Origin of the sequence: Endozoicomonas sp. YOMI1, assembly GCF_024606345.1 — a bacterium.
In the GTDB taxonomy this organism is placed as follows: domain Bacteria; phylum Pseudomonadota; class Gammaproteobacteria; order Pseudomonadales; family Endozoicomonadaceae; genus Endozoicomonas.
Genome location: NZ_JAHHPM010000490.1, coordinates 1 through 18,787, shown reverse-complemented (window position 1 = coordinate 18,787; position 18,787 = coordinate 1). Strand labels below are relative to the sequence as shown.

The 18,787-nt window shown below is 48.3% G+C and carries 17 protein-coding genes; 8 read left to right on the top strand and 9 right to left on the bottom strand.

Going from position 1 to position 18,787, the window contains the following annotated elements; all coding sequences use genetic code 11:
• Positions 1–35: 35 nt before the first annotated feature.
• From KDK15_RS17320 to KDK15_RS17300, 5 genes are read right to left on the bottom strand one after another with little or no spacing between them, the layout of a single operon-like run.
• Entirely contained in the window at positions 36–230 is a 195-nt protein-coding gene (locus KDK15_RS17320) for a hypothetical protein (RefSeq protein WP_257296644.1), read from the bottom strand.
• Positions 231–235: 5 nt separating this feature from the next.
• The gene (locus tag KDK15_RS17315; protein ID WP_257296643.1) at positions 236–805 is read right to left on the bottom strand and encodes an SGNH/GDSL hydrolase family protein; all 570 of its coding nucleotides are present in this window, start codon (positions 803–805) and stop codon (positions 236–238) included.
• Positions 741–1,760 carry a 4-hydroxythreonine-4-phosphate dehydrogenase PdxA gene (gene pdxA / locus KDK15_RS17310; RefSeq protein ID WP_257296642.1) on the bottom strand — a complete coding sequence of 340 codons (1,020 nt, stop codon included), beginning with the start codon at positions 1,758–1,760 and terminating at the stop codon, positions 741–743. Before pdxA ends, KDK15_RS17315 begins: the two co-directional genes overlap by 65 nt.
• Position 1,761: 1 nt before the next feature.
• The gene (locus KDK15_RS17305; protein WP_257296641.1) at positions 1,762–3,099 is read right to left on the bottom strand and encodes a peptidylprolyl isomerase; all 1,338 of its coding nucleotides are present in this window, start codon (positions 3,097–3,099) and stop codon (positions 1,762–1,764) included.
• Entirely contained in the window at positions 3,100–5,877 is a 2,778-nt protein-coding gene (locus KDK15_RS17300) for an LPS-assembly protein LptD (protein ID WP_257296640.1), read from the bottom strand.
• A gap of 564 nt (positions 5,878–6,441) precedes the next feature.
• Here KDK15_RS17300 and KDK15_RS17295 point away from each other — a divergent pair.
• From KDK15_RS17295 to KDK15_RS17275, 5 genes are all read left to right on the top strand, one after another.
• Positions 6,442–7,545, top strand: a complete 1,104-nt coding sequence (locus KDK15_RS17295; protein WP_257296639.1) for an aminoglycoside phosphotransferase family protein — start codon at positions 6,442–6,444, stop codon at positions 7,543–7,545.
• Entirely contained in the window at positions 7,542–8,312 is a 771-nt protein-coding gene (murU, locus tag KDK15_RS17290) for an N-acetylmuramate alpha-1-phosphate uridylyltransferase MurU (RefSeq protein WP_257296638.1), read from the top strand. The genes KDK15_RS17295 and murU overlap by 4 nt, the downstream gene beginning before the upstream one ends.
• Positions 8,309–9,130, top strand: coding sequence for a co-chaperone DjlA (gene djlA / locus KDK15_RS17285; RefSeq protein ID WP_257296637.1), 822 nt, complete (start codon positions 8,309–8,311; stop codon positions 9,128–9,130). Before murU ends, djlA begins: the two co-directional genes overlap by 4 nt.
• Before the next feature lie 620 nt (positions 9,131–9,750).
• Entirely contained in the window at positions 9,751–10,596 is an 846-nt protein-coding gene (locus KDK15_RS17280; RefSeq protein ID WP_257296636.1) for a hypothetical protein, read from the top strand.
• Between the two features lie 376 nt (positions 10,597–10,972).
• Positions 10,973–12,637: a hypothetical protein gene (locus KDK15_RS17275; RefSeq protein ID WP_257296635.1), complete on the top strand. Its 1,665-nt coding sequence runs from the start codon at positions 10,973–10,975 to the stop codon at positions 12,635–12,637.
• 80 nt (positions 12,638–12,717) lie between these two features.
• Here KDK15_RS17275 and zapE read toward each other — a convergent pair whose 3' ends face one another.
• Entirely contained in the window at positions 12,718–13,812 is a 1,095-nt protein-coding gene (gene zapE / locus KDK15_RS17270; protein ID WP_257296634.1) for a cell division protein ZapE, read from the bottom strand.
• Between the two features lie 480 nt (positions 13,813–14,292).
• Between zapE and KDK15_RS17265 the strand changes: the two genes are divergently transcribed.
• Positions 14,293–14,769, top strand: a complete 477-nt coding sequence (locus KDK15_RS17265) for a YhcB family protein (RefSeq protein WP_257296633.1) — start codon at positions 14,293–14,295, stop codon at positions 14,767–14,769.
• 61 nt (positions 14,770–14,830) lie between these two features.
• Here the strand turns inward: KDK15_RS17265 and trxB are convergent, their stop codons facing one another.
• Complete coding sequence (gene trxB, locus KDK15_RS17260; protein ID WP_257296632.1) at positions 14,831–15,784, bottom strand: thioredoxin-disulfide reductase; 954 nt, start codon at positions 15,782–15,784, stop codon at positions 14,831–14,833.
• Positions 15,785–15,969: 185 nt separating this feature from the next.
• Here trxB and cysZ point away from each other — a divergent pair, with 185 nt between their 5' ends.
• Together cysZ and KDK15_RS17250 are read left to right on the top strand one after the other, a co-directional pair.
• Positions 15,970–16,704: a sulfate transporter CysZ gene (gene cysZ / locus KDK15_RS17255; RefSeq protein WP_257296631.1), complete on the top strand. Its 735-nt coding sequence runs from the start codon at positions 15,970–15,972 to the stop codon at positions 16,702–16,704.
• Positions 16,705–16,737: 33 nt separating this feature from the next.
• The gene (locus KDK15_RS17250; protein WP_257296630.1) at positions 16,738–17,079 is read left to right on the top strand and encodes a histidine triad nucleotide-binding protein; all 342 of its coding nucleotides are present in this window, start codon (positions 16,738–16,740) and stop codon (positions 17,077–17,079) included.
• Between the two features lie 83 nt (positions 17,080–17,162).
• Here the strand turns inward: KDK15_RS17250 and KDK15_RS17245 are convergent, their stop codons facing one another.
• Together KDK15_RS17245 and KDK15_RS17240 are read right to left on the bottom strand one after the other, a co-directional pair.
• Complete coding sequence (locus KDK15_RS17245; protein ID WP_257296629.1) at positions 17,163–17,576, bottom strand: OsmC family protein; 414 nt, start codon at positions 17,574–17,576, stop codon at positions 17,163–17,165.
• Between the two features lie 153 nt (positions 17,577–17,729).
• Positions 17,730–18,787 (bottom strand): hypothetical protein (locus tag KDK15_RS17240; protein ID WP_257296628.1); only part of this gene is annotated, 1,058 nt, incomplete at its 5' end.

Sequence of the window (18,787 nt, the reverse complement as noted above, 5' to 3'; positions counted from 1 at the left end):
CACTTAGCCAGAAATATACGATTCCATTTGGCCAACTACTTATAACCCCAGCGGTCTTTATGAAAAGAGCCTGTGGAGTATTGTAATCTTTTTGACTCCACCAATACAGATGATACTAGTTTTTGAACATCAAAAATGTGAACTTTTACACCTTGTTTCTCATAAGCATTATTAATTTTCTGTACCATATTTTCTAATAAATGGTTATGCCTATTAAATGATATATTCACTCTTTCTATCCAGCTTTTATTTGTTTTTTGTGAAAAAGGAATATCATAGATGCTTGGTGAATTAAAACATATGAAAAGCTTGACTTCTTTTTCTTTGATGAGCGACTCAATGACAATGCGTAATTTACCATTTTTTTCTCAGGATTATTGTTGTCAATCATATAATCATTAGCACCAAGCTCTAGAATAAAAAGATCAGAATGGTTAGCATCATCATCCTTCTTGGAAATCCTTTTAATCTGCTTATCAAGATTTGTTAAAATGTGGAGGATAGGATTCAATCGTTTGCTAAAGCTTCTGATCGTTGACCCACCTTCAGATAAGTTCAATAACTGTAGAGTGTTTTTCTCGCCTGATCGTAATTTTGGATTATTTAAAAAAGCAGGAGCAGATAATAGTTCAGGCCAAACATAACCATTAGAAAATCTGCCATCAAAATATTTTGACAGGGGAACTAATCCTTCGGCGTATAGATCCCACTCTGATTTCTCAGAATCAATGGGGAGGATGTCAATCAGGGAAGGAAAGCATCTCCAGTGCCGTTTCGATGGCTGTGTATAAACTGCCAGGGTCAATGTTCCCAGTGGCCGCAAGATCAAGGGCGGTGCCATGATCCACCGAGGTGCGAACAATAGGCAGCCCCAGGGTGATATTGACGGCCTGGCCAAAGCCCTTGTATTTGAGTACCGGTAATCCCTGGTCATGGTACATGGCCAGTACTGCATCAGCCTGTTGCAGCAGTCTTGGGTTGAACAGGGTGTCAGCGGGTAAGGGGCCGGTCAGGTTCATTCCCTGTGCCCTGCAATTGTGCAGAACGGGAATAATGGTTTCAATCTCTTCCATTCCCAGGTGGCCACCCTCACCGGCGTGGGGGTTCAGTCCACAGATAAGAATATGAGGTGTGCGGATCGCAAACTTATCCTGTAACTCCCGATGAAGAATGTGAATAACCTGAGTCAGGGAGTCATGGGTAATCGCTGAAGAAACCTCTGAAAGGGGGAGATGAGTGGTGGCCAGGGCAACTCTTAAGCCCTCTGTCGCCAGCATCATCACAACTTTTTCGGTGTGGGTCTGTTCTGCAAGAAACTCAGTGTGGCCACTGAAGGGAATACCAGCGTTATTGATCACTTCTTTATGAACAGGGCCGGTCACCATTCCATCAAAGAAGCCGTTCATGCATCCATGCAGGGCTAACTTCAGGGTATCTAGGACATATTGACCGTTGGCGGGATTAACGGATCCTGCTGTTGCAGGGGTAGCCATGGAGACCGGGGCAACCACCAGGGTGTTTGCTCTGGCAGGTTCTCTGATGTCCGGGTTAACGAGTTGCAGGTCAACGGAAAGGCCCAGCTGTATTGCCCGTTGTGCCAGTAGTTCCGGATCGGCTGCGATCACCAGTTGAAGCGGTTTTGAGAACTCATGGCCTTGAGTTGCCAGCATCAGGCACAGGTCGGGGCCGATGCCTGCAGGCTCCCCGGCGGTGACCACCAGCCGGGGGATGGGTTGGGTTAACGCAGTGAAACCGGTCATGTCAGAGCTGAATCTCAACGTAGGCCTGATCGCGGATTTCCCGCAGCCAGACTTGCAGTTCTTCTTCAAACTTGCGATTACTGAGCAGTTCTCTTACCTGGTTGCGACGAACCCGGGTGCTGATGTCAGACTGTCGTTTGCCCAGCACTTCAAGAATATGCCAGCCGTAGGTGGTGCGAAATGGCTCACTCACTACTTTTTCCGGAATGATATTCATCACGGTCTGGAATTCATGAACCAGTGTATCCGGAGAAATCCATCCCATATCACCGCCATTGAGCGCGGAAGCGGTATCGTCAGAATACGCTTTGGCAAGCTCACTGAACGCTTCACCCGCCTGAACCCGCTGATACAGTTTCTTCGCCTGCATCTGGGACTCAAGGTTACTGCGAATTTCATTGGGCTTGATCAGGATATGCCGAACATGAACCTGGCTCTGAACCACTTTTTCATTACCCCTGGTATCCATAAGTTTGATGATATGGAAACCGGCAGGGCTACGAATAGGTTCGGATGTCTGCCCCAGGGTCATGTTAATTGCCTGTTCAGCAAACAGGGAGGGGAGCTGGTCGGCTTTTCGCCAGCCGAGGTCGCCACCTTCCAGCGCATTCTGCCCCTTGGAGTTGGCAATGGCCAGGGCCTGAAAGTCTGCCCCCTGGCGCAGTTGTCCGGACAGATCCTCAGCACGGCGCTCCGCACTCTGGACCTGGTCTGGTGTGGCATTGTCGGGTGTGGCAATCAGAATGTGACCCAGACGATATTCTGTCTGCACTTGAGCCAGCCCTTCAGGAGAGCTCAGGAAGTTATCAATTTCCTGTTCGCTGACCTGTACCCGCTGGGCAACCTGGCGCTGGCGAACACGGTTAAGAATCATTTCCCGGCGAATTTCTTCACGGGCCTGGCTGAACGACAGGCCATCCGCTTGCAGGTTTTGCCTGAATTCTTCCAGGGTCATCTGGTTGCGCTGGGCGATTCGGGTAATGGCATCATTGAGAGCCCAGTCATCAATGCGGATGCCTCCGCGCTTGCCCATCTGGATCTGAATGTTTTCCAGTATCAGCTGTTCCAGTACCTGGTTTTTCAGCACATCTTCCGGCGGCAGGTTGATATTTCTGGATGCCAGCTGGCGATGCACAGCGTCAACACGTGCATCCAGCTCACTCTGCATGATCACGTCCTGATCAATTTTGGCAACGATTCGATCCAGTTCAAGCTGGCTTCGGGCGATGCCTTTCTGTGCGGTTTGCGCCGCGTCATTTGACTGTGCGTAAACGCCACCACTGCTGAAAGACAGCAGGCACAGGGAAGCCAGTGCCAGGCCTTTTAATCCCTTCATCATTTACTTCTCATCCCCTGCGTAACCTTTAATACCTTTGAGATACTGTTTCGTGGTGCCGCTGGTCAGATCCCCAAGTCCTCTCAGGACAAACTGGAGAAATACACCGCTTTTGCTGTTGGGGTGATCAATGTTGTCATCATTCTCGACCCACTTGCGCCACAGAACACGAACCTGATAACAGCAGCTGTTATATTCGACTCCGGATAATATCTCAAGGTTCCGCTTGTTGGTTAAATCGTACTGCCAGCGTCCCATGGCTGACCAGTGATTGGCAACAGGCCATGCAACAGAGAGGTCTGTCTGGCTCAGGTTGTTGTCAGTGGTCAGACCGGTATTTTGATTCAGTTCGTTTTTAATAAAACGATCAGCCTGACGCAGGAAACGATAGCCAGCATTCAGTACACGGCGATCACCCGGCTTGTACTGGTAGTTAAGACCATAACTGTCCAGTTTGTTGTTACTGGTATCCCACATCAGATCCTGACGGATGTTCATACTGCGGTTTATGTTATAGACCAGTTCGGATGCCAGTGGGGACACAGAATCCTGCATATCTTCCAGCAGTTGCCTTGTCTCATCACCCGGGTCGGTATCCAGATCCTGGTCAACAACAACCTGGTCAATACCGGCATTAGGACTGATCCACAGCTGGCGGTCTTCGAAATAGATGATCTGGCCAATGCCAAAACGCACACGTTCAAACCCATCTTCTTCTATCAGGCGGGTACTCAACCCAAGGGATAGCTGGTTGGCATCACCTGACCGGTCATGGCCGGAGAAGCGGCTGTCGCGCCAGAGTGAGTTGTAGTTGAAGTTCATCAGTGCGGTATCAAACACCGGGTTCATCTCCTGCCCTTCTTTATAGGGGGAGTAGAGATACTTTATCCTGGGCTCAAGAGTGTGGGTGAATTCGGTGCCACTGATATTGGTGAAGCGGTCAAAGTAAAGTCCGCTGTCAATGCTGAATGTGGGCACTGTTGTTTTGGGTGACTCGGTGTAATCTGCCGTTGTGAAATTCCCATAGGCATCGTCCAGGTCTCGGATGGTCTCGGATTCACTCAGGTCAGTCAGCCGGTATTCAACATGTTGCACCTTTACCGCCGGACGGATAAATGCATAGCTCCGGTCGAAAGAGTAGCCTGCCCCGGTTTCCAGGTAGAGCCGTTCGCCATTGGCTCTCTTGATGCCATAGCCTGAGTCGTAGTTACTCTGGTAAACATTATCTGATGGGTTTGCCAGCGTTTCATTTACGTAATGCCAATTATCATCACGGGAGAACCTGGTGTAGTCGGCCATATAATTCAGGTTCAGGCGGCCACTGGTCAGCCAGTTACCAGACAGTTTGATTTGTGGCAGTTTGTTATAGGGATCATCTGCCGTCTGGTTCATATTCTGGTATTGGTGAGCATCCACACTAAGCTGCCAGCTGTGGTTGTTATCCCCTCCCAGGTAGCGGGTACCTATCCGTTGGTTCAGCGGTGCATTGGCGGACAGGTTAAGACTGGTGCTGAAATCATCCAGATAGTTTTTATCACTGGCTTTGGCGTAATCCACGACCGCTGTCCAGCGACTGGTCAGGTTGGTTTGCTGACGATAGTTGAGCAACCAGCGCTGATCGTTGTAAGAAGGGTTCTCTTTTTTCAGCTGATCTTTGTCCAGCAAACCTGAAAGTCCCAGTTCACCCTGAGTGTTACCCACCAGATAGCGGAATTCGTTCTCCAGCATCAATCCCCGTTTGCTCATATATCTGGGCGTAAGGGTTGCATCATAGTTTGATGCAATATTCAGGTAATAAGGAATGGCAAAGTCCAAACCGTTATCACTGCTTTGAGATAACGTAGGGTAAAGGAAACCGGATTTTCTGCGGTCATCAATAGGGAAAGACAGATACGGCGTGTAGAGGATTGGCAGCCCTTGTACACGAACTACCGCATGTTTGGCCAGACCCTGACCACTGTCCATATCAAGGGTCACGTGTTGCCCGGACAGCTGCCAGCCTTTGTCACCCGGAGGACAGCTGGTGTAGGTGGCGTCAGACAACTCAAGGGTAGCGTCTTGATTGCGGACGATGCGGCTGGCACTGCCCCGGGCTTTCTGCTCATGCATCACATAAGCGGTGTTCTCAAGGGTTGCACGGCCACTGTCGAGCTGTATATCACCTTTGTCACCGACCAGCAGGACGCCGCTTTCCCGAAAGCGAACGTTACCTTCGAACTGGCCATGGTTCCGACTTTTGTCCAGGGTGGCGTTGTCACTTTCAAACTGCCGGCTGCCCTGACGGATCGTAACATCACCCTTGAAGATGGCAACAGAATCCTTGTCATAACTGGATTCATTGGACTCGGCGACAATGGGTGCCTTATTGCTGTCCCCGGTATAGTCTTTGCCAGGTCTGGTTGGCTCAATATAAGCGCCGCAGCTATAGAAAGGCTCAGTTGATCTTCTCTGCGCCGAGAGGTTCTGGATAGGTTGCCAGTCCAGTCGTTGTTTAAGGGAGGCGTTTTGACCGGTGGTCGCAGGCTTTATCGGCGTCGCCGGTTTTTTCAGGTTTCTGACCGGCGGTTTAGCCTTGGGCAGCGGCTGAGTCGGTATGGATTGGGCGGTTGCAGGATGACAACTCCAATGGCCATTAGCCAGTGTCTGGCAGTGCCATTTGCTCTGTTGACCACCCGAGGGCTCAGCGGCAATGACTCTGGAAACCGGCTGGCTGGCAATAATACTGGTTGCAATGACCAGTGTCAGTGCTTTTGGGGTAAAGGGTAATTGGTGCATATCCATAAGCTCAGCAATCCTGGGCCAACATTCTTATTTGGCGAATCGGGGCAAGAAAAGGCTGCGTTAAAGTAATGGTCTGGTGTTGTTTATTTGCTGCTGTGAAAGCGTCATATTCAACTTTCTTCTCAGATGCTGGCCTCATGAATGGTGGTGCCGAGAAAAAAAACGGTAGTCTCTGATCGGATTTGAAACCTTTGATGTTCTCGGCATAACGAATGAGGTGGCTTTTCATGAAAATAAACTTGCTCGTTCCAGGGCCTGTGGACGTTTCGTTGCGTGCTCAGCGGGACGCGCAGTAGGATTAATGCAGAAGGAAGGTTAAATCCTCATAATATGCATACTGCATCAGGGTCGCAATATTCTAAATACATTTGCACAGGAAATGCAGTGTTAAATCCATTGGGAACTTTGAACACGACAGCCTGAAATGTCAAATGTCATTAGGCTTTACATTTTCTCCCGGGCAGGGAACCTTATGTCAATAGAGCCTAAGCGCCAATAGGCCAGAATAGCTCTCTGTGATAGTCTTGAGTATTGATTTGACATTGCTAATGGGAAGCAAAAGTGTTGGCCACAACAATTTCAGAGCTTCAGAACTTTCCTGAAGCCCGGTCTGAAGCGTCTTGCCGCAGGGAACAACTGGCACAATGGGTTGCCTCAGTGTTATCCGGCGAACATAGCCCTGCATTTGATCATGGAGACCTTGGTGCAGGTGCTTCAATGCGTTTACAAGCCATTGGCAGTGATGCAGGTTTTCGAAAATATTACCGGGTTGAGACCGCTCAGCATACGCTGGTTGCCGTAGACGCTCCTCCGGCAACAGAAGATACACGCGCTTTTGTTGAGATAGCCACTCACTGGCGGAAAGGTGGGGTTCACGTTCCTGAGGTGTTTGCTGTTGATTATGAGCATGGCTTTATGCTTCAGGAGGATCTGGGTGATACGCCAATGCAGGTTTTACTGCAAGGTTCTGTCGCCGACCAGCACTATCCGGAGCTTCTTGACACCTTACTGATCGTGCAGCAACAGTTGCCTGATAACCTGCCTCCCTATGATGAAAAGCTGATACGCTTTGAGCTGTCTCTTTATCCCCAGTGGTTTCTTGGGGCGCTTTTGGGATTTGATGCCGAAGAACCGCAAATTATGAAACAGCTGACGGTGCTGTTTTCTTCGCTGGTATCGACGATTCTTGAGCAGCCAAAGGGGACAGTTCATCGTGATTACCATTCCCGGAACCTGATGCTGGCACCGGATGGCAGTATTGGGGTTATTGATTTTCAGGGAGCGCTGCATGGGCCATTGCTTTATGACGTCGTGTCTTTACTGAGGGACTGCTACATAGCCTGGCCTGAAGAAAAGATAGACCTCTGGTTTTCCTCATTCATTTCCCGTCATCCGGTATTGGCTGATTATGATCAGGAACAGCTGAAAGTCTGGTTTGATCTCACTGGTTTACAGCGTCATTTGAAATGTCTGGGGATCTTTTCCAGGTTATGGCTGCGTGATGGCAAACCCGGTTACCTTAACGATATTCCAAGAACGCTGGGGTATGTGATGTCCATCTGCCAGCGATACCCTCAGTTCAAAGCCCATGCCGAGTGGTTGCACAAGGGCGTTGAACCGTTGGTCAAAGGGCGGCTCAAACAGGTAATGGAGGAAGCCGGTGTATGAAGGCCATGATACTTGCTGCAGGTTATGGCAAAAGACTCAGGCCAATTACCCTGTCAATGCCCAAACCCCTGGTGCCAGTGGCAGGAAAACCCCTGATTACCTATCATATCGAGCGGCTGGCGCAGGCTGGTTTCAGGGAGCTGGTCATTAATCATGGCTGGCTGGGTGAAAAGATTGAGGAGGCGCTTGGCTCAGGTTCCGGCTGGGGGGTAACTATTCAGTATTCCCCGGAAGGTGTGCCTCTGGAAACCGGCGGTGGGATTTGTCGAGCTTTACCTCTGCTGGCCCAGGGGCAGACGGGTGACAGTGAAGCTCCGTTTTTGGTGGTGAATGGGGATATTTATACGGATATCTGTCTGAAAAATCTGCAGCTTCCTGAAGGTATGCTGGCGCATCTGGTTATGGTCGATAATCCGGACTTTCATCCGGCAGGGGATTTTTGTCTCGATGAGGGGATTCTGTTTGAGAAAGCGGCAATGCCGGAAAAAGCCGGACTGACATTCAGTGGCGTTAGCATACTATCCCCGCGGCTGTTTGATGGGTGCCAGCGTGGAACAGCCTTTGCCCTGGCTCCGTTATTGATTGAGGCCATGCAACAGGGCAGGGTCAGTGGCCAGTACCACAATGGTATCTGGACGGATGTGGGTTCTGTTGAACGGCTACAGGCACTGGAAGGCTATCTTAAAGATCATCTTAAAGACCATCTTCAAGATCAGGACCGGCCTCAAAGTCAAAACAATCTTCAAGATCAGAGCAGGACTTCATGACCGCAATAGTAGTTGGTGCCTTAGTTGGGTTCATGGCCGGTGGACCTTTTGGCGCTATTTTGGGTGCATTTGTTGGTTCCTGGATCAACCGGACCTATTTAGGCGGGCAGGGAGCCGTTGGCTTCGGGGCTTCTGCCGCTTATCGTCAAAAAGCCCAGACCGCCTTTTTCAGGGCAACGTTTCTGGTGATGGGCCGGGTAGCAAAAGCGGATGGCCGGGTTAGTGAGTACGAAATAGAGACGGCACGAGCCATTATGCATAACATGCGCCTCTCTGAAGAGCAGCGCAGGATGGCAATAGAGCTGTTTAATGAGGGAAAGAAGCCATCTTCCGACATTGAAGGTGCGCTTCGGGCATTTCGTGAGGTGGCCGGTGCCAGCACACTGATTCCCATGTTTCTGGAGATTCAGCTGTCGGCAGCTTATGCCGATGGTGGGCTGAGCCCTTCAGAACAAGCGGTATTCAAGCAGGTTTGCAGTATTCTGGGGGTGGGGCGCTTTTCTTTTGATCAGATTCACAAACGGTTCATTGCCCAGAGGGAGTATTATCAGCAAGGTGGATATGATTCCGGAACCGGTGGTAACCGCTCATCATCGGGAATGGATTTGAAACGGGCCTATGATGTTCTGGGCGTGTCAGACAGTGCTTCAGATGCTGAAGTAAAGAAGGCTTACCGTAAGCTGATGAGCGAACACCATCCGGATAAACTGGTGGCAAAGGGGTTGCCTGAAGAAATGATGGCGGTTGCCAAGGAAAAAACCCAGGAAATTCAGGGAGCTTATGATCAGGTTCGGGCAGCCAGGAAGGCCGCTGGATAGTAAGAATAAGCAGCTATTTTCATTATGATTTTGGATGGTTGCTACTTTCGTACAGCCTTCAGGGGAACTTTTTCAGGGTTTAGTTGACTAAATGTTCAACAGGTTCATTCTTTCACTTAACTATCTGGAGGCCGGAGACTGTGATTTATTCAAAACGCAAGCAATTTATGTACTGGCATATTCCAGCCACTACAAGAATTGACCTTGATTCCAATCGATCTGTGATTTATTGCTTTTCAGAGTTGCCCCGAAAGGTGAGGTCAGCATTGAGAAGGAAAAAGAAGTATCTCATTTTCAAAGAAATTAATGAGTTCTCTACGTCAATCGTTGAGAGGGCAGTTCACACTTCTGTGTAGTTCTGTCGGGTAACCGATATTCCTGCTGTGGCCTGGCCCGGGAGGGTCATTTACCAAGGTAGTAAAGTCGTCAATTTTCGTCATCATTATTTCAGGACAGTGCCTTAATAGTGTTGAAGCCTGGTTCGCTTGCCATAAATGGAGTTTGTAATTATGAGTTTTCCTGTTAACAATCATCAGCCCCCTGACTACTGCAATCCCCCACCGAGCTACGAGGAAGTGATGGCGACAGGCTCTGCCACTGCATCAGCGTCAGGTGTTGCGGTGGTTCCCGAAACGCAAAGGATGCTAAAGCTGCAAAAACTCGCAGACCAATATGAATTTTCAAACATCGAAGTATGCAAACTTCGCCAACTGGAAAATTACCATATTGTGGTTATCGCTGACGACAGTAGCTCAATGACTCATAATGCCCGTCGGGTTTCTGAAGAAGATCCTTTCGGCCATGCACCTTCACGTTGGGAAGAACTTTGCCAACGAGTAGGTGTGATCATTGATTTTGCCACAGCATTGGACAAAGATGGCATCGACATCTATTTTTTGAACCGAGGTACCTTTCGCAATATTACCGATCCGAATAAGGCACGGAAGTATTTCGAGGCTCCCCCTGCAGGGAATGCTTCCCTGAAACCAGTTTATGATCAAGTAGTGAGAGATAACCAGATGACTAAACCGGATAGCAAGATTCTGATTTTTATCGCAACAGATGCAGAGCCAACCGAAAGTGACCCACAATGGGCACATACCAGCTTTGATAGTTGGTTACAGGTCCGGAATGCCCCCCATCGGTATCCAATTTCAATTATTGTGTGCACGGATTCCCAAATAGAAAATCACAATTTTAATTATCTGGACAGAGCTTCCACTGCTGTGAATTTTAGCCGTGATTACTTGATCGAAAAACGGCATGTAGAAGAGGTGCAGAAGAGGCATTACTTCGAATTAAGCAAAAAACAATACATGTTAAAATTCCTGTTGGGTGCCATCGACCCAGTTTATGATATGTTGGACGCAAGGGAGCTTACTTCAGAGCAGCTGGCTGAGTATGGGATTGGTGCATCATATACTCAGGCCACCTTACAACAACTGAAGCAATGTATTCTTGTATAGCTGCGGTTTTTTACACGTATCCTGATCAGTCGTATGGCGCTCATCAGCGTCAATTCAAAAGCAGCCTGCCAGGCTTGATCATCAAACTCCTCAAAGAACCCAGGTGCCGGGCCTCCGGCATTAATGACCAGTCCATCGATATGAAAACTTTGTTTTGAATACTAAGATCCATAGGATGAAACCCCTCTGTACTTATTGGTCTGCGTTCATAATATCTATTTTCGAAGTGTAATTTTTCGGATGTCCTGTAGTTTTTCGATAATAATCGTAATTCCTGCAATGACTCAATAGAACTAAATCGGTTAATGAAGGTCTGATCTTTCACTGTCAACAGGTTCATCTCAAATTGGTGAAATCACGGATTGGGGAAATGTAGATGCATGTCACATTTAACGTCAAATATAACTGTGGTCAAAGAGGTTTTTATCGTGAAGACAACTCTTACGATGGGTTTGGTAATGTAACCAGGCTAAATATATATGACGAAAAAAGGAAAGCCTGTCTTTTCGATACTGTCCCGGTTGTAAGGGCGGTATCCTGTGATCATCCCATCCTGGTTGATCCGTGTAAGGTAAGCAGTTGCCTTGTAGAAATGGATTTATCCAGCCGTTATATGGTGGTTGGCGATGAGTGGCGTGGCACTGATTTTCATCGGATTATCAGAAGGTTACAAGAGAGAAGGATTTACGCCCTGACTGAAGTTCAACGCCATGATTTTAATCCGGTAAAATCAATGATTGAAAAAAGCTATTACACCGATGACGGTGAGTTAAGGGACAGTACATTTAAAGATAATCTGTCTCCGGCAAATATGGCTGAAGCGGGAATCAAATTCGTCAGGAATGGGGTCGTAAGTTGCTACTATGGCTACATTGGATCTCATAAACACTATATGAGAGTTTCTTCAGAGTGGCATGGCTGTCAGTCTACACCAACGATCAGGCATCAAGAGTTGTTTAATAGCCCGCCTTGTATAGAGCTTAAAAAATACCAATTTCCGGTTTTGTCCACTGAGTCTGGTGAAGATGTCACTGGGGCAACTTACCGAATGCTTATACCTGGTGGTGTTGGCGGGCATCCACAAGTCGGTTGCAACGCTGCAGTGCTGGTGACTAACAAAAATCATGAATTGCCTGTAATGGACGGCGAAACCGCACAGCACGAAGTGTTGCTGGTAATCATTGACACACTAAAGAAAAAGATCAGAAACAGGATTGAGGAAAGTAATATTGGGATTTTGGACTTCGCCCAACAGGCTCAGCAGGTGATATATCTTGAGCATTTCACCCCCTTATTTGGGAAACTTCAGCTGGCAACAGACCGATTGATCATGCTTATGAACCAGTTTCAATTGCAGGTGGAAGATAAAGATGACAAAGACGAGATCAGGAAAAAAATAGATGAGATTGCTGAGGCGCTGAAAGTGGATGGCATTAAAAAAGAAATGGAAGAAATTATTGGTGCAATTACTAATTATGAGAAGGCAAACTTTGTTTCAACAATGATTAATTGCCCAGCATATCTTAAGCGTAAGGCTGAGATTGATGGTATGCCTGATCTCAATATTGTTGAGCAAGAGCTGGTTAAATTGAGAGAAGTTTATTCCAAACATTTTTTTCTGGATGATTTTTTTAACAGGGCCGTCAATACTGAGGATTTTAACGATTTATTTGCTGATTTTCAGCACTGTTTCTGGAACGGATCAGACGATAATAGATTAATTGTTGATATAACTGTTTCCCGTACTGAACTTCTGAAAAGCATAAACGCAGTTCACGAAAAGGTCGAAGAGCTGTTAACAATCTACCTGGAAGCTTGTAAAAGCGAAGTTCCTGCTGTTTCAGACAACCCTGCCCAAACTTTGCAAAGCCCCCTGTTAGGTGAGATTGTACCCAATCGGTTAAACTCGGCATCCCTGGTTAGTGGTCAAACGTCTATTTCCCGGGGAAAAACAAAAAACGCTTTTAGACTGCCCAACTGCTGCGTAACCGGCTGGTTGACTGACGCTAACCACGTCCTTCACTGTCATTTACCACCTTGATTTTTGGTCACTCTGCACAATGAAAATTCCAGGCTATTCAGGCGGTAAGTTCTCAAGAAATACCGCTTTTTTTGACGCTCTTATGGTTTGTGAGGCCGGGCAAGGTACTCAGTAGACTGCATCTCCTGCAGGCGACTGCGCGTTCTCTTGAACTCAAACGACAGCGTACCACTGGCATAGAGTGCTTCAAGATGAACTTCACAGGATAAAATAAGTTTTACGCCCCGGTCATAGAACTCGTCAATCAGATTGATGAAGCGGCGGGCCTGATCATTCCGGTTGGCATCAAACTGAGGGACAGCCTGAAGAATAACTGAATGGTACAGACAAGCGAGCTCAATGTAGTCATTCTGGCTGCGGGGGCCATCGCACAAATCGTTAAAGGTAAACCAGGCCACATCTCTGCCTGACTTTACGGTGTTAATGGGGCGCCCTGATATTTCAATGCTCTGGCCCGACGCAATATGTTCCGGGTCAGCCGCCAGCTCTGAAAATATCTGCTCCAGCTTTTCATGGTTGGCATCATTGAGGGGCCAATAGTACGTTTCAGCTTTCTCCAGAAGACGCAGACGATAATCAATACTGCCATCAACATTCACCACCAGGGTGTGCTTTTTAATCAGGTCGATGGCCGGAAGGAAGCGGGCTCTTTGCAGTCCATCCCTGTAGAGAAGGTCGGGATCCACATTGGATGTGGCGACCAGGGTGACGCCCCGCTGAAATAGCTGATCCATCAACCCGGCCAGGATCATGGCATCAGTGATATCGGAAACAAAGAACTCATCAAAACAGATGATTCTTGCTTCATTAGAAAGACGTTCAGCGACGATTGACAGCGGGTTTTTCTGCCCCTCAAGTGTCTTAAGCTCTGCATGTACCCGGCGCATAAAGTGGTGGAAGTGCATTCGCAGCTTATCCTGAAAGGGCAGGCAGTGATAAAAAGTGTCCATCAGCCAGGTTTTACCCCGGCCAACGCCTCCCCAGAAATAGAGGCCACGTAAGGGCTCCCGGGGCTTGCCCAGGGCATCTTTAATCTTCTTGAGGAGCGATCCTCCGGGTGGCTGGATCAGTTGTTCATAGAGGTTTTGCAAGTGTTTTACCGCCTCAGCCTGGGCTGGATCCCTGCTAAAACCTTTTTGGGTGATATCCCTGTGATAACAAGCTTGCGGGGTCATAATCATATACTGGAGGATAAAAGGGCGCTGCTTATTGTTTTCATATTTGCACCAGAAGACTGTCAATGTAACTTGACTTCAAGCGGGTGACAAGGCTGGCCTGCTGAACCCTTTCAGGCACATCAGCAGATTTAGTCCAGCTTTATTATGCTGCGTCCGGTCATTATAGGCTTTGATGGATAGCTTCAAGTCAACATAGTGAGTGCGAACCTGGCAATGGCCCTGATGTTATCCAGGGATATTTCTGCTATCTATTTGATGTTCGGTATCACTCTTTGAGAAAGCAGCTAATACAAAGTAAATCAGAGTGGTGGACAGAGTCTGTAGATTCTGCTCGAATCTGACTTGTGCCTTTATGGACTAGGCCAACTTCAATGGAATCTATACAATCTATACAATAGGCAGGCGCTTAAGCACATGGCGTTGTGATTTAATGACAAGGGCGCGGGCCCCACTGAGTGAGGCGATACTGTGGAAAACATGAACGTACTTTGGTTTATCGGTAGTCTGGCGTTTCTGGCGGGGATTCTGTGTGGTGCGCTCGTTTACCATTTATTGTCAGGTGCAAAATCCCGTAGCGGCAGGCTGGAGAGTCAGCTGGATGAACTTCAGCAGGAATTCAAAGAATACCAGGAGCGTGTGGGAGATCACTTCACCACATCAGCTCACCTGATCAATAAACTCACCGATACTTACCGGGATGTCCATGAGCATCTGGCCAATGGTGCGGAAAATCTCTGTAAGGATGAAGAAGTCCGTAACCGGCTTGGCGACTCCCTGTTAAGCAGTAATGCGCTGCTGTCAGGGAAGATTCATAAGCGTCGTAATGAGCGTACGCCACCCCTGGAGCAGCCCAAGGACTACGCGCCTAAATCCAGCTCTGATGAACAGGGAGTTTTGGCTGAAGAGTATGGTTACGGTGAGTCTGCGAAAGAAGGAATGACAACCGATAAGTAAACGGTGACTTACAGCCTTCCTCGCAAAGAAGGCTGTAAGCCAGGCTATTTATGCAAGTTATTCAAGCTTCCAGGGCATCCAGGTACTTCTCGGCATCCAATGCTGCCATGCAGCCAGTACCGGCAGAGGTAATCGCCTGACGATAGATATGATCCATGACATCCCCAGCGGCAAATACCCCTTCTTTTGAAGTCAGTGTGGCATTGCCTGTCAGACCGCTATTCACCCGGATATAGCCATCTTTCATGTCCAGCTGACCGGCAAAAATACCGGTATTTGGCGTATGGCCGATGGCGATAAAGCAGCCCATTGCGGATATTTCTTCAGATTCACCGTTGAGTACGTTTTTAACCCGGACGCCGGTGACCCCCATATCGTCGCCCAGAACCTCATCCAGAACAGAGTCAAGAATCAGTTTGATATTTCCGTTGTGCACGCGATCCATCAATTTGTCCTGAAGGATCTTTTCTGAGCGAAATTCCTGGCGACGATGAATCACAGTAACGCTCCTGGCAATGTTAGAGAGATAGAGCGCTTCTTCAACCGCGGTGTTACCGCCACCAACTACAACGACATCTTTATTTTTGTAAAAGAATCCATCACAGGTTGCGCAGGCAGACACCCCTTTACCCTTGAAGGCTTCTTCACTGTCCAGGCCCAGATAGCGTGCGCTGGCTCCGGTAGCGATAATCAGGGCGTCGCAAGTATAAGTGTGGCTGCCTTTCAGGGTATATGGCTTGTTACTGAAATCCACTTCTTCGATGTGGTCAAAAATAATTTCAGTACCAAAGCGTTTGGCATGGGCTTCCATCTCCATCATCAGGGCGGGGCCCTGAAGTCCTTCCTGTCCGCCTGGCCAGTTATCAACATCCGTCGTGGTGGTCAGCTGACCCCCCTGTTGCATGCCCGTAATCATGATCGGGTTGAGATTGGCCCTTGCTGCATAGACAGCGGCGGTATAGCCCGCAGGTCCGGAACCAAGAATCAACAGGCGGGAGTGTCTGATTATGCTCATTATGTACTCCATTAAGTAGGGGTAATGATTAAATGGCCTTATAATAGCTATAGCCTTTGAGCCATGGCAATTGGCAAAAATTATTGGTTTTATTGTCTGTCGCTATTGCATAAGAAAAGAAAACAAGAGAAATAGCTGTTGCTGGTGTAATATTCCGGTTTCTGGCAAACATTAACAAGAGAGTGATGATAAATAACAGCCCTGCATCAGGCCCTGGTTACTTTATCCAGGGGCTGAAAATGATTTTACTGCCACAGTTGAGATGGTTTGTCTTGATTCCGCTGGTCATTAATATTCTGGTGTTTGCCGGGATTATTTATTGGGCATCGGGACATTTCTCTCTGTGGATGGGGCAACTCACTGGCTGGATGCCTGACTGGCTGGTATTTCTGGAGTATCTGCTATGGCCGCTGTTTTTTCTGGCTCTGGCTGCTGTGATGTTTTTTACGTTTACCATTATCGGGAATTTTATTGCAGCTCCGTTTAATGCCCTGTTGGCGGAAAAAGTGCAGCGAATGGAGGGCGCTGAGCTGCCTGATCTTAAATTGTCTGACTGGCTGACAATTGTACCGAGAAGTATTGGCAGAGAGTTGCGCAAACTGTTGTATTACCTGCCCCGGGCAATAGTGCTGCTGATACTGTCCTTTGTGCCGGTGCTGGGTTTTGTGTTGTGGTTTTTATTCAATGGCTGGATGATGGCTATCCAATACTGTGACTATGCAGCGGATAACCGGGGTGTATCGTTTTCCGAGATGTTATCACGATTGAAACCGACGCTATCAACGTCGTGGCCTTTTGGTGCGGTTGTTAACCTTGCCATGTTGATACCGTTGATCAATTTACTGATTATTCCTGCTGCAGTCGTTGGTGCCTCTCTGTTGTGGGAACGGGAAATAGAGCAGCCTGTTACCGCAGGGTGATTGGATCTTTTATATAGGCAAGGGGTGGGTTCAATGAGTTGTCTTTTCTGTAAAATTGCTGAGGGCGATATTCCCGCAGATAAAGTCTTTGAAGATGATGAGGTGGTGGCATTCAGGGATATTAACCCGGCGGCTCCAACCCATATTCTGGTCATTCCCAAAAAGCATATTGCGACCATGAATGATGCAGTAGCAGAAGACCAGTCACTGCTTGGCAAGATGATGCTGGTGGCAAAAGACATTGCCGCCAGGGAAGGGGTGAGTGAGGATGGTTTTCGCTTTGCCGTTAATACCAACAGCCATGGTGGGCAGTCGGTTTATCATATACACCTTCACCTGTTGGCGGGGCGTCAAATGCAATGGCCTCCCGGCTGATTGTTAGCCACAGAGCTCACGAAGAACGCAAAGGAAGAATGTAAAAACTTTCTTTGAGTTCTTCGCTGTTCGATTGGTATTACCTATTCGTTGTCAATAATTTCGTAACTGTGGGTAATTTCAACACCACCTTTACCCAGCATACGGGCAACCGAGCAGTATTTTTCGGCGGATAAGTTTACGGCACGTTCAACCTGAGATGTTTTGATCCTGCTGCCTTTCACCACAAAAGACAGATGTATTCTGGTAAAAACGGCGGGAATGGCATCTGCACGCTCTGATTCAATATCCACATGGCAGCTGGTCACTTTCTGACGCGCTTTTTCCAGGATATTGACCACGTCAACCGAAGAGCATCCACCTAAACCCATTAGCACCATCTCCATAGGGCTTGGCGCACTCTTCTGGTTTTTATCGGCATCCATTACGATGGAATTGCCACTGTCGGTCAGTCCCAGAAAACGCTGGTTATCAACCCACTTAACTTGTGCCCTCATTTGAAATTCCTGTTCCCGTCTCTAAGACTCTTTCTATTTGCGGGCAATTCTAAAGCCTTTGAGTAAAAACAGCCATTCAATCAGAACCAAGGCACTAATTGGACAGGAGGGCTTAAATTAGGGACCCTTGAGATAGATGACTTTTGATAAGAATCAGGGTATGTCGTCTGGTAAAAGTGACTCCCAAAAATTGACATCAAAATCAAAATTTTCTGATGAGAGGCGTTCGTCAACATACCCAGTCAGTTCGAGATTATTGAAACCTGCAGACCCTATAATTCGTTTTACTAAATTCTGGTTCGGTAAGCCTTTACCATAACAGATGGAGGAAATGGATCTCAGCAGTTGCCGGTCAAGCTGGCCATCCTTCTGGAGGCTCGGCAGCTTCAGCAGCGTGTCCACGTCCCCGGCTTTGGGAAAGCCCCGGCTACTCATCATGGTAGAAATGAAGGCCAGCAGTTGCCGATCAAGCTGGCCATTCTTCTGGAGGCTCGGTAGCTTCAGCAACGTGTCCACGTCCCCGGCTTTTGGCAAGCCTTTACCATGACAGATGGAAGAAATGGAACTTAGCAGTTGCAGGTCAAGCTGGCCATCTTTCTGGAGGCCCGGTAGCTTCAGCAGCTTCTCCACGTCCCCGGCTTTGGGAAAGCCTTTACCATTACAGATGGAAGAAATGGATCTCAGCAGTTGCCGGTCAAGCTGGCCATCCTGCTGGAGGCCCGGTAGCTCAAGGAGCGTTTCCACATCCCCAGCTTTGGGAAAACCCCGAGTACACATCATAGAAGAAATAGAGCGCAGCAGTTGCCGGTCAATCTGGCCGTCTTTCTGTAGGCAGGGCAGCTTCAGTAGCTTCTCCACGTCCCCGGCTTTGGGAAAGCCCCGGCTACTCATCATGGAAGAAATGGAACTCAGCAATTGCCGGTCAGGCTGGCCATCCTTCTGGAGGCACGGTAACGTCAGCAACGTCTCCACGACCCCGGCTTCGGGCAAACCTTTACCGTGACAGAGGGAAGAAATGGAACTCAGCAGTTGCCGGTCAAGCTGGCCATCCTTTTGGAGACAAGGCAGCTTCAGCAGCCTGTCCACGTCCCTGACTTTGGGCAAACCTTTACCGTGACAGAGGGAAGAAATGGAGCTCAGCAGTTGCCGGTCAAGCTGGCCATCCTTCTGGAGGCCCGGCAGCCTCAGCAGCCTGTCCACGTCCCCGGCTT